This window comes from Actinoplanes sp. NPDC048796 (assembly GCF_040650035.1).
In the GTDB taxonomy this organism is placed as follows: domain Bacteria; phylum Actinomycetota; class Actinomycetes; order Mycobacteriales; family Micromonosporaceae; genus Actinoplanes.
Map to the genome: position 1 here is coordinate 76,043 of NZ_JBEZGO010000023.1, position 14,900 is coordinate 90,942.

The window sequence follows — 14,900 nt, forward strand, 5'->3', positions numbered from 1 at the left end:
CGGCTCCTATTTGTCGGCTTTTTGATCTAGCTTGTCGGCTTCTTGATCGAGTCTGTCGGCCTTTTGATCGCGCCCCTCGGCGCCGTCCTCCACCGTGGCGTCGGCCACCCCCGCGGTCTCGGGCTTCGGGGCGGCGCGGTCGCCGGCCAAGGCCGCGTCCTCGTCCCCGGCCAGGGCCGCCCGCAGTCGCTGCTTCTCGGCCGTACGCCGGGACGCCACGCCGACCAGCTGCTCGTTCATCTGGTTGCGCCAGGAGGCGAGCAGGAAGTACGACGCGACGGCCGAGACCACCAGCGCGACCATGGCCCGGACCAGGAAGTTGAGCGGGACCGGCAGAAGCGCCGCGAAGACGACCACGAACAGCCCGAGGCGGCCCAGCGAGTACTTGATGGCGGGGTTCATCATTTCTCCCTAGCCCGTGCGGTGGTCGAGCCACCGCAGGCCGTAGAACCAGATCAGGCAATAGACGACGATGGCGCCCAGCGCGCCGAGCAGCCCGGTCACCAGGGTCGGGAAGCCGAACTGGGACGACGCGAAGCCGGCCAGGGTCATCCCGGCGGCGACGCCGAACCCGGTGGCCAGCAGCGCCACCACGACCCGGGGCGCGCCGAAGCCCTCGGCCCGGAACTCCTCGACGAACAGCCACACCGGAAGGATCACCGCGAGCCAGCCGCTCGTGTTGCCGAACTCGGAGACGTGCGTCAGCGACAGCACGGCCTCGAGCAGCAACAGCACGACGGCACCGGTCACCAGCCCGGCCATCGCGGTGCCGAGAAGGTCACCGATCGTGGCCAGGCGTCCACTGGCGTCGCGGCGCGGGCGGCGCGCACTCTGGGTATCCGACATGACAACAAGCAGGGTACGCGCCGGCTAAGCCCAGACCTTCTGCGGCTCCGCGCGGCGGCTCGCGAGCGAGGGCGCCTTGTCGTACTCGTGGACGACCTCGTAGCGGGTGTTGCGCTCGACCGGCTGGAAACCGGCGTCCCAGATCAGGTTGAGCAGGTCGTCGCGGTGCATCGTGTGCGGCGTGCCGTACGAGTCGGCGTCGTGAGTGATCTTGTATTCGACCACCGAACCGTCCAGATCGTCCGCTCCGAAGTTGAGCGAGAGCTGGGCCACCGACAGGCCGTGCATGACCCAGAAGCACTTCACGTGGGGGACGTTGTCGAACATCAGGCGGGAGACCGCGAACGTCTTGAGCGACTCGGCCGGCGCGGCCATCGTGGTCCGCGACTGGATCCGGTTCCGGATCTTGCCGTCCTGTGAGTCGACGAAGTCGTGCTGGTAGCGCAGCGGGATGAAGACGGCGAAGCCACCGGTCTCGTCCTGAAGCTCGCGCAGCCGCATCACGTGGTCGACGCGATGACGCGGTTCCTCGATGTGCCCGTACAGCATGGTCGCCGGGGTCTTCATGCCTTTTTCATGGGCGAGCCGGTGAATGCGTGACCAGTCCTCCCAGTGGGTGTCGTGGTCGACGATGTGCTGCCGGACCTCCCAGTCGAAGATCTCGGCCCCGCCGCCGGTCAGCGACTCGAGCCCGGCGTCCATCAGCTCGTCGAGGATCTCGCTCGCGGGCCGGCCGCTGATCTTCTCGAACCACTGCACCTCGGTGGCGGTGAAGCACTTGAGCTTCACGTTCGGCAGCGCGGCCTTCAGCTCGCGCAGCACCTTGGGGTAGTAACGCCAGGGCAGGCTCGGGTGCAGGCCGTTGACGATGTGCAGCTCGGTCAGCTGCTCGTCCTCCATCTCCTTGGCCTTGGCCACCGCCTCGTCGATGCGCATCGTGTACGCGTCCTTCTCGCCCGGCTTGCGCTGGAATGAGCAGTACGCACAGCTGGCCGAGCAGACGTTGGTCAGGTTCAGATGGCGGTTGACGTTGAACATCACACGGTCGCCGTTGAGCTCGGTCCGCTTGTGGTGGGCGAGCCGGCCCAGCCAGGCGAGATCGTCGCTCTCGTACAGGGCCACGCCGTCGGCCCGCGTCAGCCGCTCACCTGCGTAGACCTTGGCCTCGAGCTCGCGCTTCAAGCCGGCATCCATGTGCGCCCCTCTCACTTACCTCGCCGTCGAGAGTACGGCTCACCCCCGACAGGAAACTCCGGGCGGGGTGTTGATCATGTCGCCGTAACCCAGATTCCCAGTCTTCTTTCATCTCGGATCAATCGACAGGAATGTGAGACGTGAGGTATTCAATTAGGGGGGAACGACGAGCGGCGCTCCGGCGTCGCGGTGGACGGGGAGCACATGGCGACTGCACGACTTGGTTCTCGGCGATCGCGCCCGTGGTGGCGCCCCGTCGTGTATTCAGCCGTGGCCGCAGTCGTCGCCACGTTCCTGACCCCGCTGCTCACGCCGACCGCCGCCTTCGCCGACCCGGCCGCGGCCCCGCCGGCCGCGCCCCTCGCGGTCCCGCAGGACACCGTCAGCTTGGCCGTGCCCGACATCGGCTCGCGCCCGATGGCGCTCGGCACCCTGGCCCTCCCGGGACAGAAGGTCAGCGCCGTCCCGACCGCCTCCCCCACGCCGGCCAGCCCCGCGCTCCAGGCGATCGAAAAGGGCCGCAACGAGATCTCCGCCCTCGGCGACCAGCTCATCCAGATCGGTCAGGACCGCGACCTCGCCCGTGACCAGCAGGCCACGGCCCGGGTCAAGTACACGCAGGCCGAGGAGTCGCTCCGCCAGGCGCAGTCCGCCGCCTCCGACGCCGCCGCCCAGGCCATGCGCGAGGCCGCCGCCATGCCGCCGGGCATGATCGACCCCGGCCTCAGCGGGCTCGGCGACCTCGCCCGGCTCCAGCGCGGCCAGGTCGACACCCAGACGGCAGTCACCCGCCAGATCGAGCAGGCGCAGATCAACGCCCAGATCGCTCTCGACGAGCAGACGCTGAGCGGCGAGCGCTACGCCGAACTGGCCGCCAAGTACAACGCCCTCAACAAGCAGCTCAGCGCCAAGCAGAGGGCACAGCAGGCCCTCGAGCTCACCCACCAGGACGAGCTGAACGCCTACGAGGCGGCCGAGACCGTCCAGGACAGCCAGCTCGGCGCGTCGTTCCTGACCGGCGAGGAAGCGGGCCGTGGCCCCGACGCGCGGGCCATCAAGGCGCTCGAGTTCGCGCTCGCCCAGCGCGGCGACCCGTACGTCTGGTCCGAGGAAGGCCCGGATCAGTACGACTGCTCCGGCCTGATGTACGCGGCGTACCGCTCGACCGGCTTCGCGCTGACCCGCGTCTCCCGTGACCAGTACTGGCAGACCCGCGACAAGGTGGTCGACCGGTACTCGCTGCTCCCCGGCGACCTGCTGTTCTTCAGCTCGTCGAGCAGCTGGCGCGGCATCCACCACGTCGCGATGTACGCGGGCAACGGCATGATGGTCGAGGCCCCGCGCACCGGCCTGAACGTGCGCCTCACGCCCGTGCGCTGGTCGCGCCTGTTCCAGGCGACACGCGTCTACGGCTCGGTCGAGGGCATCGTGCAGGGCCCCAACCTGGGCGCGCCCGACGTCGACCCGGCCGACGACGGCACCACGCCGACCAACCCGGGCACAGGCACGCCGTCGAACCCGGGCACCCCGGGCAACCCCGGCACGGGTTCGCCAGGCACGCCGAGCACGCCGGGCAACCCCGGCACAGGCACCCCGGGCAACCCCGGCACAGGCACGCCAGGCAACCCCGGCACAGGCACGCCAGGCAACCCCGGCACAGGCACGCCAGGCAACCCCGGCACAGGCACGCCAGGCAACCCCGGCACAGGCACGCCAGGCAACCCCGGCACAGGCACCCCGGGCAACCCCGGCACAGGCACCCCGGGCAACCCCGGCACGGGCACCCCGGGCAACCCCGGCACAGGCACGCCGGACACGCCGACGACGCCGCCGAAGACCGACCCGACGACGCCGCCGGCGACCAGCAATCCGCCGGACCCCGACGACGATGAGCCGTCGACGGAGCCCACGAAGGAGCAGCCGTCCAGCGGCGGCTCCAGCTCAAGTGGGAACACCGAGACGAAACCGTCGAACAGCGGCTCGACCTCGTCGGCGGCCACCACCTCGTCCTCGCCGGCGTCGTCTTCCGGCAGCGCTTCGGCCAAGGCGGCCGAGTCGTCCGCTTCCGGGTCGTAAACGCCTGTCGTCCTCTTCGGTGTCGGGGTCTGATCAAGAGTTGCCCCCAGGGGCGGCGAAAATCGCCTTTCCGGTGGTCAGCCCCGGTCCAGGAGCATGGTCGAGTTGATGCCAGGTGCGATGACGCGCGCGGATATGGCACGGTTATGGTCAGCGCCCGACGTTCCCCAACCGTCGGCACGCGGCGTCGGGAGGTTCCATGGACGAGCGGCAGGCGACACCGGACAGCAACGGCACCAAGCCGCCCGCTGACCCGACGCCGTCGAGCAGCGACGACTGGTTCTCCCCACCGCCGCCACCGGCCGACGGCGCCCTCTGGGCCACCCCCAGCAGCGGCGCCACCTCGGCCGGCACCGCTACGGCAGACGGCGGAGAACCCTCGAGCAGCGCCCCGGTAAGCGGCGCCGCGAGCGGCCGCGCCTCGGTCGCGGGCTCGACCCCCGTCCCACCCAAGGTCTCCGCGTCGGCCCCGGTCTCATCGGCCCCCGCCCCCGTCTCGGCCGCTCCCGGCTCGGCCGCTCCCGGCTCGGTCTCCGCCTCCGCACCCGTGTCCGCGGCCCCGGGCTCGGTCTCGGCGTCGACGCCCGTGTCGGCAGCGCCGGGCTCGGTTTCAGCGTCCGCGCCCGTGTCGGCAGCGCCGAGCTCGGTCTCGGCGTCCGCGCCCGTGTCGGCTGCGCCCAGCCCAGCTACTGCTGCGCCCGCCGGCTCGGTTTCGGCGTCCGCGCCCGTGTCCGCGGCGCCCAGCCCGATCACCGCCTCCGCTCCTGTGTCCGGAACGCCCAGTTCGGGTACCGCGTCTGCGGCTACCGGCCCGGCCTCCGCCTCCGTGCCCGTGTCCGGAGCGCCCAGCTCGAGTACCGCGTCCGCGGCTGCCAGCTCGGTCGCTGCCTCCGCGTCCGGATCGGGGGTGACCGGATCGGAAGCCGCGTCCGTTTCGCCCACCGCTGACAAAGCGGACGAAAAGGCGCCACTCGTGCCGGAGCGGGTCGACGGGTCGAGTCGGCAGCTCTCCCCCACGCTCGGCTCCGGCGCCGCCCGGGCCACCGTGCCCGGAGCGGTCGCGCCCGACGCCGGCGAGGTGGCCCGCGCCCTGACCCGGCCGACGGGTGAGTCGAAGCTGTACGGGGCCAAGTCCGCCAAGCTGGTCACTCCTCCCGGCACGCCGGAAACCCCGATCGCGACGGCCCCGGCCGCGCCCGTCGTGGGTACGGCGACCGCCAAGACTCCAGGCACGACCTCGGCGAGCGACCCGCAGCCGGCCGACCCCGAGCTGGCCGATGCGCAGCGGGCCGATACGGAACGGGCCGACTCCAAGCTGTCGGACCCGCAGCCGTCGGACGCGAAGCTCTCAGGCCCGCCGACGTCGGACCCGAAGCCGTCAGGCCCGCCGACGTCGGACCCGAAGCTGTCAGGCCCGCCTCAGCCGGGTGAGCCCACGCCGGGTGAGCCGGAACCCGGTGAGCCCACGCCGAGCAAGCCGCAGCCGGGTGAGCCCACGCCGGGTCGGCCGCAGCCCGGGGAGCCCGCGCCCGGTCGGCCGCAGCCCGGGGAGCCCGCGCCTGAGCCGGACGAGCCTGAGCCGAGCCCCACTCCGGTGCCGCCTGTGCCCGTACCGCCGCAGAAGCCCGAGCCCACGCGGCCCGAGCCCGGCCGGCCCGAGCCGATCGAACCGCCGGACCCGTTCCCGGCCCCGCCTGCGCCGGGTCCTTTCCCGGCGCCGAACCCTTTCCCGGCGCCCACCCCCGGCCCGACACCGAGCCCTACTCCGCCGGGTCCCGTGCCGCCTGGTCCCGGGCCGAGCCCGGTACCTCCGGGTCCTGGACCATCGCCCGTACCGCCCGGTCCGGGTCCGTTTCCTGTGCCGCCCGGTCCTGGACCGAGCCCGGTACCTCCGGGGCCCGGTCCCAGCCCCGTGCCGGGGCCGCCGCCGCCGATCGTGCCGCCGCCACCTATGATCCCGTCCAACGGCGCCGGTCTACCGGCGTACTCAATGCCCCCGGAAGCGAGCGCACGCAGCGTGACCACCCCCTTCGGGGTCGGCGAGCCGGCCCCGTCCGCCCGGCCGTTCGGGCCGACTTCTTCTCAGCCGACCGGAGTTCCCGCCGGAACCGTCTTCGGATCGCCCGCCACCACCGCCTTCGAGGCGCACGGTGACGACATCGATGCCACCATGGCCGTCCCGCAGCAGCGGCTGTACGGCACGCTCTACGGCACCGGTGGATACGAGACGATCGACACAACGATGCCCGTCTCGATGAACGCGGTGGAGAACTCCGGCTCTCTGACCGGGCACATCCTGGCTCAGGGCTGGCACGACGAGGTCGTCGACCGCCGCCGCGGCAACCTCAAAGTGGCAGTGGCCATGCTGGTCGTGCTAGGCCTGTTGGTGGCGGTCAGTGTCGTCTTCCTGCTCACCGCGGGCAGTTCGTTCAGCGACATGATCGGCAAGATGTTCGAGTAACGCACTGACCGTTATCCGACTTTTTTGGCGGTGGACCGCGCCTGACCCTAAGCTGGCGAGGTTGCGCCCGGGGGTGAGCCTGCCCACTACAGGCGTGGAATGCGGTCGGCGCGGAAAACGTTGAGCCGTACACTTATGACAGTTATTGACGCGGCGTGCCCTTGCGGAGCACGCCACGGGCGTTCTTGCGGGCATTTCAGCGGTCGGCTCACGGCAGCCGCGGCGGGCCATTCGCGAGCATGCGCCCCCGTAGAGAGGTTCTCTTGACCACTTTCGCTGATCCCAGCACGTTCCCGTCCGTCTTCGAAAACCCCACCGAGACCGCCGATGAGACCGCGGTCACCGAGACGCCCGTCACCGACGTCGCCGTCGTTGAGTCCGAGGCGACCGAGACCGTGGCGGCCCCGTCCGACGCTGTCGAGACCGCGGCGGCCCAGTCCGACGCTGTCGAGACCGTGGCGGCCCCGTCCGACGCTGTCGAGACCGTGGCGGCCCCGTCCGACGCTGTCGAGACCACCGAAACCACCGAGACCGCCGAGGACACCCCGGCGCCGGTGAAGACCTTCGCCGAGCTCGGCCTCCCCGCCGAGCTGGTTCGCGTCCTCAACCGCGAGGGCATCACGCAGCCGTTCGAGATCCAGGCCGCGACCATGCCCGACGCGCTCGCCGGCCGTGACGTCCTCGGCCGTGGCCAGACCGGCTCCGGCAAGACGCTGGCGTTCGGCCTGCCGCTGCTGGCCCGCGTCGCGCAGGGCGGCCGCGCCCGCCCGCACCACCCCAAGGCGCTGATCCTGGTGCCCACGCGCGAGCTGGCGATGCAGGTCGCCGACGCGCTGATGCCGCTCGGCCGTTCGGTCGGCGTCTTCCTCAAGACCGCTGTCGGCGGCGTTCCGTACGACCGTCAGATGGACGCGCTGCGCCGCGGCGTCGAGGTCATGGTCGCCACCCCGGGCCGCCTCGGCGACCTGATCGAGCGGGGCGCCTGCAAGCTCGACGACATCGAGATCACGGTGCTCGACGAGGCCGACCAGATGGCCGACATGGGCTTCCTGCCCGAGGTCACCGATCTGCTGGCCAAGACGCCGGAGAACGCGCAGCGCCTGCTCTTCTCGGCCACTCTCGACGGTGACGTCGAGTCGCTGGTCAAGCGGTTCATGCACGACCCGGTCACGCACTCCACGGCTCCGGCCGAGGCCAGCGTGTCCACCATGGACCACTTCCTGCTGCTGATCCCGCCGCACGACAAGTTCCCGATCGCGGCCTCGATCGCCAACCGCGAGGGCAAGACCATCGTCTTCGCCCGTACGCAGATGGGCGTCGACCGTCTGGTCGAGCAGCTCCGCGCGGTCGGTGTCCGGGCCGGCGGCCTGCACGGCGGCAAGACGCAGCGGGTCCGTACCCGCACGCTCGCCGAGTTCAAGGAGGGCCGCACCAGCGTCCTCGTGGCGACGGACGTGGCCGCCCGCGGCATCCACGTCGACGGCATCTCGCTGGTCGTGCACGTGGACCCGCCGAAGGACCCGAAGGACTACCTGCACCGTGCCGGCCGTACGGCCCGCGCCGGTGAGTCGGGTGCCGTGGTGACGCTGGTGCTGCCCAAGCAGCGCCGCAGCACCCAGGCGATGATGTCGAAGGCCGGGGTCAACCCGGGCGAGGTTCGCGTCCGCCTCGGCGACGAGAAGCTGGCCGAGGTGACCGGCGCTCGCGAGCCGAGCGGCGTGCCCGTGGTCGACGAGCCGGAGCCCCGCCGCGAGCGTGGCGGCTCGCGTGGCCGCTTCGGCGGTGGCGACCGTGGTGGCCGTGGCTTCGGTGACCGCCCGCGCGGTGACCGTCCGCAGCGTTCGTACGGTGACCGCCCGCAGCGTTCCTACGACGACCGTACGGGCGGTGACCGTTCCTTCGGTGACCGTCCCTCGTACGGCGACCGTCCGCAGCGCTCGTACGGCGACCGCCCGGCCGGCGACCGCGCCGGCTACGGCGACCGCCCCACCGGCGACCGCGGCGGCTATGGCGACCGCGGCGAGCGTCGCGGCTTCGGCGACCGTCCCGCGGGTGACCGCCCGGCCGGCGACCGCGGCTACGGCCGCAACGCCGAGCGCACCGGCGGCTTCCGCGGCAGCAACCAGCGCAACGACCGCCGCGAGGGCGGCTCGGCGGGCCGCTACGGCAGCCCGCGCCCGGCGCGTACCTACTGATCCACAGTTCCTCCCGAAAGCCCGGCACGAGCGATCGTGCCGGGCTTTCGACTTTTCCATGAACGCGAGCGCGGGTACACAGGAAGCATGTCGCCGTTGCCGCAGTCTCTGTTCTGGGAACGCAAAGACACCGTGGGGGCCGAGAACGCCCTCGTCGACTCGTCGTCCGGCCTTTACGCGCGGGGTGTCGCGCTCGCCGTCGACCCGATTCCGTACACGTGCCGGTACGAGTTGCGTACCGATGCCGAGTGGGTGACCGGCTACCTCGACGTCGTCGCCGAGGGGGCGGGCTGGGCGCGCAGCGTGCGCCTGGAGCTGGCCGCCGGCCGGTGGCGGGCCACCACCAAGGAGCAGGGCGACCTGAACGCCGTGCTGTCGTCGGCCGGGCACGCCGGCGCCGGGTTCCCTGGCATCGAGGATCCTGATCGGCTCTTCGGCGCCTTCGACGTCGATCTCGGCGGATCGCCGTTGACGAACACTTTGCCCGTACGCCGTCTCGGTCTGCATCAGGCGCGGGGGGACGAGGTCGGCATGGCCCATCGCCTGAACGTGGCCTGGGTCCTTCTGCCCAGCCTCGAGGTGGTGCCGGCCGACCAGATCTACACGGCGCTGCCCGACGGCCGCGTCCGCTATGCCGGCGAGACCTTCAGCGCGGACCTGACCATCGACGACGACGGCTTCGTCATCGACTATCCGGGCCTGGCCGTCCGAGCCAACGGCAAGCCCGGCTGAGCGAGGCGGTCGTCGGTGCGAGCGAGCCGCAGGTCCGGCTGAGCGGGACGGCCGTCGGTGCGAGCGGCAGGGTTCGGCTGAGCGGGACGGCCGTCGGTGCGAGCGGCAGGTCCGGCTGAGCCCAAGCCTGCCAGATCACCGCCCCTGGCGGGTCCGGAAACCTAAGCCAGGCCGGGCTGGGGGCGGTTCTCCCACTTGGTGGACAGGGCGATGGCCGTACGGGTCGAGGCGACGCCGGGTGTGCGGTTGATCCGCACGATCAGCTGTTCCAGCTCGGCGATCGTGCCGACCCGCACGGTCAGCTGGTACGACTCCACGCCGGCCATGAAGTAGCAACTCTCCACCTCGGGCATCGCCCGCACGGCGGCCAGCACGTCGTCGGTGTCGGCCCCGGAGTCCTCGATGATGCCGATCAGCGCGGTGACCCCCAGACCCAGCGCCTCGTGGTCGACCTCGGCCCGGTAGCCGCGAATGGTGCCGGCCGCCTCGAGCTTGCCGACGCGCTCGTGCACGGCGGGCGCCGAAAGCCCGACCTTGCGGGCGAGCTCCGCGTACGACGAGCGGGCGTTCTCCCGTAGCAGCTCGATCAGCCGCAGGTCGATGGAGTCCATGCTGATGACCCTAATCGGGTGGCAGATCGCCACTCACGCCCGGTAGCGATGAATCGTCGGCAGGATAACGATCACTGTCGCAATTAGGGCTTTTTCCGCATTCCAGGGACTCGGTTCCGGGGCAATGCTCTAATGGCTTTACGTCCCGATCGAGCACGCCGACACTCACCGTGATCACGGCCGCTCCAGAACACCGACGCGAGGAGGGGGTTGTGGACACTGGAGATCGTCTGCTGACACCGGGCGAGGTGGCCGCGTTGTTCCGCGTCGACCCCAAGACGGTCACGCGTTGGGCGGCCGCCGGGCGCATCGGCAGCATCCGCACTCCGGGTGGCCACCGCCGGTTTCGCGAATCCGAGGTCAGGGCCCTGCTGGAGGGCGATGGCGTGGTCGAGGAAATGCGCGAGGACGACGCCGCCAACCGGCCCCGTAATGCCGGACCGAACAATCCGGGCATGGGTTACGGCCCGCCCAACGGATTGCGCTGAGCATTCAGCTCACCCTTCCAACGGGTCAGAAGCGTGTGGGGTACGCCCAGAGCGTCCAGCGCCTTGCCCGCCACGAAGTCGATGAGCTGCTGAGCGGTCGCCTGAGCCCCGGATCCGTAGAAGCCGGGGCTCGCCGGCAACACGACCGCACCGGCGTCCAACAGGGCGATCTGGTGCTCGAGGTGACTGCGTGTGACGGGAGTTTCCCGCGGCACGATCACCGTGCGTCGCCGTTCCTTCAGGTTGACCTCGGCCGCCCGCTGGAGCAGGTCCTTGGACAGCCCGATGGCGATGCCGGCGCAGGCCGCGGTGCTGGCCGGCACCACGATCATGCCCTTGGCCGGGTACGAGCCGCTGCTCGGCCCGGCCGCCAGGTCGCCGGCCGGCCAATATGTCAGGTCACCCAGATCGCGCTCGAGCCAGGCGCCGACGTCGTCCTTCCAGTGCGCGTCCCGCACGGTCGCGCCGGTCTCGTCGAGCAGGGTCAGCCGGGCCGCCCGCGAGATAACCAGGTCGACCGCCTCGCCGGCGTCCAGGAGCGAGGTCAAGACCGCTTTGGCGTACGGCGTACCGGACGCCCCTGAGACCCCCACGACCCATGGTTCACGCATGCCTCAAGTGTGCACGTCAGCCCGCGCCGGGCAGGGCCGATGCGGGGAATGCCTCATCCACGGCCACCCACGTCGCCGGATTGCCGAGGTCGGTAGGAGACAGCCCGTCGAGCACCTGCGCCACTTCCCCCTTGCTGGAGGATGGCGCAACGACGGACATCAGGTATCGCCCATCGGCTGTCTTCCGGTAGCAGGATCGGCCAAGTCTTCCGTCCTTGCACTCGGCGTCGGAGTTGGCGAGGTCGACCCTGTCTGTGATGTCGATGAACACGGACGGGTCCCCGCCGTCGATCTTGTAGTCCGGGTCGGCGAGCGCCCGGCGGACGGACGAGGTGGACGACATCTGCACGAGGGCCAGGTGACTGCGGAGACTCACAGATGTGATCTGGAAGCCTTTGAGCGCGAAGGCAGAGCGGAAGGGGATCGAGACGTCGTAGGGCAGTGAGAGCTGGAACGCCTCAACCACCGGCCGCAGGTCGCTCCAAAGCCGCCTATCGGCCGGCTCAAGCTCAGCCCAGGCGCCCGGCGCATACTGCCAGATCAGCGGTGGCGTGGGCCTGCTGGTCAGAACGAACGCGGGCCGCCCCCGGACCGGGCCAGTCGCGACTCCCTGATCGAAGTAGCGGCGACGAGGATCGACTCCGGGCCGGTAGACGTTGAGGTATCCGACCTCTTCCGCGCCCAGGAAAATTCGCGCCCCTTGCTGGTCCAGATCCCACCCATACGGATCGGCGACCCGGAACTTCCCCGCGGTGAAGCCCTTGAAGGTAAATGCGACCTTGGGCGATGTCGCAGTCGGTGGCGCCGACGTGGCGGGCGCGATGAACGGGTGGGCCGGCTCGGCGCGGTGGAGGGCCGCCTGTGGCACCCCGATCGCGGCGACCACGGCCACCGCGGCCACAGACGCCCACCCCACGGCGCGACGCCTCGTACGGCGCTTGCCCGCCGACACGACGTCGTCGACGGTGTGGCGCAGCGGTGGCGCGTCCGCCCGGGCCGCCTCCTCCATCAGGTCAGACAGCTGCTTCATGACGGCCTCCCGCCTTCTCGTCGATGCCGAGCTCCACGCCGAGGACGCGGCGCAGCGCGTCGAGCCCCCGGGCCGTGTAGACCTTGACGGTGCCTTCTGGGCAGCGCAGGGCGGCCGCGGTCTGCTGAACGCTCAGGCCCTCGAGGAAACGCAGCACCAGCACGGCCCGCTGCTTGGCCGGTATGCGCAGCAGCGCCTGCCGGAGAGCGACTCCATCTGCGCGCCGACGAACTCCCGGAACTCGGCCTCTTTGTCGCTCACGCGGATTAGACGGAGGCCGATGCCCCGGGGGTTACAGCAGGAGCAGATCGAGCAGGGCGAAGAGGAACAGCGCGATGCCGACGAAGCCGTTCGAGGTGAAGAAGGCGCGGTTGACCTTGGAGAGGTCGGTCGGCGTCACGATGACGTGCTGGTAGATGAAGGCGGCCGCGGTCAGCGCGAGGCCGATCCACCAGAGCCAGCCGAAACCGACGACCTGGCCGAACCAGACGAACAGCGCGAACGTCACCACGTGGGTCACGGTCGAGATGTGCAGCGCCGTCCGCACGCCGAAGCGGGCCGGGGTCGAGTGCACGCCGATCTTGCGGTCGATCTCCACGTCCTGGCAGGCGTAGATGATGTCGAAGCCGCCGATCCACAGGCCGACCGCGACGCCGAGCAACCAGGCCGGGCCGGAGCCGGAGAACGTGCCGGTGATGCCGAGCCAGGCGCCGACCGGGGCGACCGCCTGCGCCAGGGCGAGCACGTAGTGCGGAAAATTCGTGAAGCGCTTGGCGTACGGATAAACGACCAGCGGGATCACGGCGAGCGGGAAGAGCACCAGGCAGAGCCAGTTGAGCAGCCCGGCCGCCACCGCCATCACGACCAGCGAGACGATCGCGCCGGTCCACGCGGTGCGCGGGGAGACGGCGCCGGTGACCAGCTCGCGGTTGCGGGTCCGCGGGTTCTGCGCGTCGATCCGGCGGTCGAGGATGCGGTTGGCGGCCATCGCGAACGTACGGCCGGAGACCATCGCGATCGTGATGAGCAGCAGGTCGACCCAGTGCACGCCGGTGCCCTCGCGGTCGAGGGCGACCGCCGCCGACAGGTAGGCGAACGGCAGCGCGAAGACCGAGTGCTCGATGGCGACCAGCCGCAGGAACGCTTTGACCTTGCCCGGCTTCTCCGGGACCGCGGCGACCGCTGTCATATGCCGTATTCCTTCCAGCGCTTGTCCACCAGGCTCACGACCTCGGGCGACATCGTCATCTCTTCCGGCCAGCCCCGCGTGTAGCCCTCGCCCGGCAGCTTACGGGTGGCGTCGATACCGGCCTTACCGCCCCAGAACTGCTGGTAGGAGGCATGGTCGAGGTGATCGACGGGCCCCTGGGTCAGCATCAGGTCGCGGTCGTAGTCGACGTTGCCGAAGGCCCGGAAGGCGACCTCGTTGTAGTCGTGGACGTCGCAGTCCTCGTCGACGATCACGATCAGCTTGGTCATCGCCAGCGAGTGGGCTCCCCAGACCGCGTTCATGACCTTCTGAGCGTGCTTGGGGTAGCGCTTGCGGATCGAGATGATCGCGCAGTTGTGGAAGACGCCGGCCGAGGGCAGGTCGTAGTCGACGATGTCGGGGATCAGGATCTTGATCAGCGGCAGGAAGATGCGCTCGGTCGCCTTGCCCAGGCCGTGGTCCTCCTGCGGCGGCTTCGAGGTGATGATCGAGTGGTAGATCGGCTTCTTCCGCATGGTCATCGTCTCGATGTGCAGCACCGGGAACGGCTCGACCGGGGTGTAGAAGCCGGTGTGGTCGCCGAACGGGCCCTCGGGCAGCCGCTCGCCGGGCTCGAGGTAGCCCTCGAGGATGATCTGCGCGTTCGCCGGGACCTGCAGCGGCACGGTCAGGCAGTCGACCATCTCGACCCGCTCGCCGCGCAGGAAGCCCGCGAACAGGTATTCGTCGATGTCGGCGGGAAGCGGGGCGCTCGCCGCGTACGACACGACGGGATCGCAGCCGATCGCGATGGCCACCGGGAGGCGCTGGCCCAGCCGCTCGGCCACCGCGTGGTGGGCGGTCGAGTCCTTGTGGATCTGCCAGTGCATGCCGAGGGTGTTGCGCGAGTGCTGCTGCAGGCGGTAGAGCCCCAGGTTGCGCTTGCCGGTCTCGGGGTGCTTGGTGTGGGTGAGGCCGAAGTTGTGGTAGATGCCGCCGTCGTCGGGCCAGATCTGCAGGCCGGGCAACAGGCCGAGGTCGACCTCGTCGCCCTTGAGCACCACTTCCTGACAGGGGGCGGTCTTCACCTTGCGCGGCGGCAGCGACTTGAGCTGCAGCACCTTGCCGATGCCCTCGCGGATGCCCGACCAGCCGACCGGCAGCTCCGGCTTGACCAGGGCGCCGATCCGGTCACCGACCTCGTCGAGCGAGTCGACGCCGAGGGCCATGGCCATCCGCTTCTCGGTGCCGAACAGGTTGATCAGCAGGGGCATGTCGCCGCGGGTGGGCCGCTCGAACAGCAGCGCCGGCCCGCCGGCCCGCACGGTGCGCGTCACCACCTCGCTGATCTCCAGCGTCGGGTCGACCGGAACGGTCACCCGGCGCAGCTCACCGGCCGCCTCCAGGGCGGCGACGAAGCTTTGCAGATCTTCATAGGGAAACCCACGCGGCGCCATGTACCCAGTC

At 70.5% G+C, this 14,900-nt stretch carries 14 protein-coding genes and 1 pseudogene; 5 read left to right on the plus strand and 10 right to left on the minus strand.

Going from position 1 to position 14,900, the window contains the following annotated elements; genetic code table 11:
- Positions 1-6: 6 nt before the first annotated feature.
- The 3 genes from AB0C26_RS43890 to mqnE are packed head-to-tail and all read right to left on the minus strand — an operon-like array spanning position 7 to position 2,040.
- On the minus strand, positions 7-402 hold the full coding sequence (locus AB0C26_RS43890; RefSeq protein WP_360260571.1) for a DUF4229 domain-containing protein: 396 nt from the start codon (positions 400-402) through the stop codon (positions 7-9).
- A 9-nt stretch (positions 403-411) separates the two neighbouring features.
- A complete protein-coding gene (locus tag AB0C26_RS43895) occupies positions 412-846 on the minus strand; it encodes a hypothetical protein (protein WP_360260573.1) in 435 nt (144 codons plus the stop codon).
- 24 nt (positions 847-870) lie between these two features.
- Positions 871-2,040: an aminofutalosine synthase MqnE gene (gene mqnE, locus AB0C26_RS43900; protein ID WP_360260575.1), complete on the minus strand. Its 1,170-nt coding sequence runs from the start codon at positions 2,038-2,040 to the stop codon at positions 871-873.
- 270 nt (positions 2,041-2,310) lie between these two features.
- Here mqnE and AB0C26_RS43905 point away from each other — a divergent pair, with 270 nt between their 5' ends.
- Positions 2,311-4,116 (plus strand): NlpC/P60 family protein, encoded by a 1,806-nt coding sequence (locus AB0C26_RS43905; protein ID WP_360260578.1) that lies wholly within the window; start codon positions 2,311-2,313, stop codon positions 4,114-4,116.
- A gap of 150 nt (positions 4,117-4,266) precedes the next feature.
- Here the strand turns inward: AB0C26_RS43905 and AB0C26_RS43910 are convergent, their stop codons facing one another.
- The gene (locus AB0C26_RS43910; protein ID WP_360260581.1) at positions 4,267-5,256 is read right to left on the minus strand and encodes a hypothetical protein; all 990 of its coding nucleotides are present in this window, start codon (positions 5,254-5,256) and stop codon (positions 4,267-4,269) included.
- 877 nt (positions 5,257-6,133) lie between these two features.
- Here AB0C26_RS43910 and AB0C26_RS43915 point away from each other — a divergent pair.
- The 3 genes from AB0C26_RS43915 (at position 6,134) to AB0C26_RS43925 (ending at position 9,504) form a co-directional block, all read left to right on the plus strand.
- Complete coding sequence (locus AB0C26_RS43915) at positions 6,134-6,577, plus strand: hypothetical protein (protein WP_360260583.1); 444 nt, start codon at positions 6,134-6,136, stop codon at positions 6,575-6,577.
- A gap of 263 nt (positions 6,578-6,840) precedes the next feature.
- On the plus strand, positions 6,841-8,772 hold the full coding sequence (locus AB0C26_RS43920) for a DEAD/DEAH box helicase (RefSeq protein WP_360260585.1): 1,932 nt from the start codon (positions 6,841-6,843) through the stop codon (positions 8,770-8,772).
- Between the two features lie 87 nt (positions 8,773-8,859).
- The gene (locus tag AB0C26_RS43925; RefSeq protein WP_360260587.1) at positions 8,860-9,504 is read left to right on the plus strand and encodes a putative glycolipid-binding domain-containing protein; all 645 of its coding nucleotides are present in this window, start codon (positions 8,860-8,862) and stop codon (positions 9,502-9,504) included.
- Positions 9,505-9,665: 161 nt separating this feature from the next.
- Here AB0C26_RS43925 and AB0C26_RS43930 read toward each other — a convergent pair whose 3' ends face one another.
- Positions 9,666-10,115 (minus strand): Lrp/AsnC family transcriptional regulator, encoded by a 450-nt coding sequence (locus AB0C26_RS43930; protein WP_097327836.1) that lies wholly within the window; start codon positions 10,113-10,115, stop codon positions 9,666-9,668.
- Positions 10,116-10,327: 212 nt separating this feature from the next.
- Between AB0C26_RS43930 and AB0C26_RS43935 the strand changes: the two genes are divergently transcribed.
- The gene (locus AB0C26_RS43935) at positions 10,328-10,603 is read left to right on the plus strand and encodes a BldC family transcriptional regulator (protein ID WP_203804916.1); all 276 of its coding nucleotides are present in this window, start codon (positions 10,328-10,330) and stop codon (positions 10,601-10,603) included.
- Here AB0C26_RS43935 and AB0C26_RS43940 read toward each other — a convergent pair.
- The 5 genes and pseudogenes from AB0C26_RS43940 to AB0C26_RS43960 form a co-directional block, all read right to left on the minus strand.
- Positions 10,576-11,214, minus strand: a complete 639-nt coding sequence (locus AB0C26_RS43940) for a UbiX family flavin prenyltransferase (RefSeq protein ID WP_360260592.1) — start codon at positions 11,212-11,214, stop codon at positions 10,576-10,578. The genes AB0C26_RS43935 and AB0C26_RS43940 overlap by 28 nt on opposite strands.
- Before the next feature lie 16 nt (positions 11,215-11,230).
- Positions 11,231-12,244: a hypothetical protein gene (locus AB0C26_RS43945; protein WP_360260595.1), complete on the minus strand. Its 1,014-nt coding sequence runs from the start codon at positions 12,242-12,244 to the stop codon at positions 11,231-11,233.
- A pseudogene (locus tag AB0C26_RS43950) lies at positions 12,228-12,440 on the minus strand (sigma factor-like helix-turn-helix DNA-binding protein); the annotation flags it as partial. The pseudogene AB0C26_RS43950 and the gene AB0C26_RS43945, both read right to left, overlap by 17 nt.
- 96 nt (positions 12,441-12,536) lie before the next feature.
- Positions 12,537-13,433, minus strand: a complete 897-nt coding sequence (gene mqnP, locus AB0C26_RS43955; protein WP_360260598.1) for a menaquinone biosynthesis prenyltransferase MqnP — start codon at positions 13,431-13,433, stop codon at positions 12,537-12,539.
- Complete coding sequence (locus AB0C26_RS43960; protein WP_360260601.1) at positions 13,430-14,890, minus strand: menaquinone biosynthesis decarboxylase; 1,461 nt, start codon at positions 14,888-14,890, stop codon at positions 13,430-13,432. The genes mqnP and AB0C26_RS43960 overlap by 4 nt, the downstream gene beginning before the upstream one ends.
- Positions 14,891-14,900: the final 10 nt, after the last annotated feature.

Excerpts from the sequence above, each read along its gene's own strand:
- AB0C26_RS43945 (WP_360260595.1), bottom strand. The coding sequence starts at position 12,244 with ATGAAGCAGCTGTCTGACCTGATGGAGGAGGCGGCCCGGGCGGACGCG.
- AB0C26_RS43930 (WP_097327836.1), bottom strand. The coding sequence starts at position 10,115 with ATGGACTCCATCGACCTGCGGCTGATCGAGCTGCTACGGGAGAACGCC.
- AB0C26_RS43960 (WP_360260601.1), bottom strand. The coding sequence starts at position 14,890 with ATGGCGCCGCGTGGGTTTCCCTATGAAGATCTGCAAAGCTTCGTCGCC.
- AB0C26_RS43890 (WP_360260571.1), bottom strand. The coding sequence starts at position 402 with ATGAACCCCGCCATCAAGTACTCGCTGGGCCGCCTCGGGCTGTTCGTG.
- AB0C26_RS43925 (WP_360260587.1), top strand. The coding sequence starts at position 8,860 with ATGTCGCCGTTGCCGCAGTCTCTGTTCTGGGAACGCAAAGACACCGTG.
- AB0C26_RS43940 (WP_360260592.1), bottom strand. The coding sequence starts at position 11,214 with ATGCGTGAACCATGGGTCGTGGGGGTCTCAGGGGCGTCCGGTACGCCG.
- AB0C26_RS43895 (WP_360260573.1), bottom strand. The coding sequence starts at position 846 with ATGTCGGATACCCAGAGTGCGCGCCGCCCGCGCCGCGACGCCAGTGGA.
- mqnP (WP_360260598.1), bottom strand. The coding sequence starts at position 13,433 with ATGACAGCGGTCGCCGCGGTCCCGGAGAAGCCGGGCAAGGTCAAAGCG.
- mqnE (WP_360260575.1), bottom strand. The coding sequence starts at position 2,040 with ATGGATGCCGGCTTGAAGCGCGAGCTCGAGGCCAAGGTCTACGCAGGT.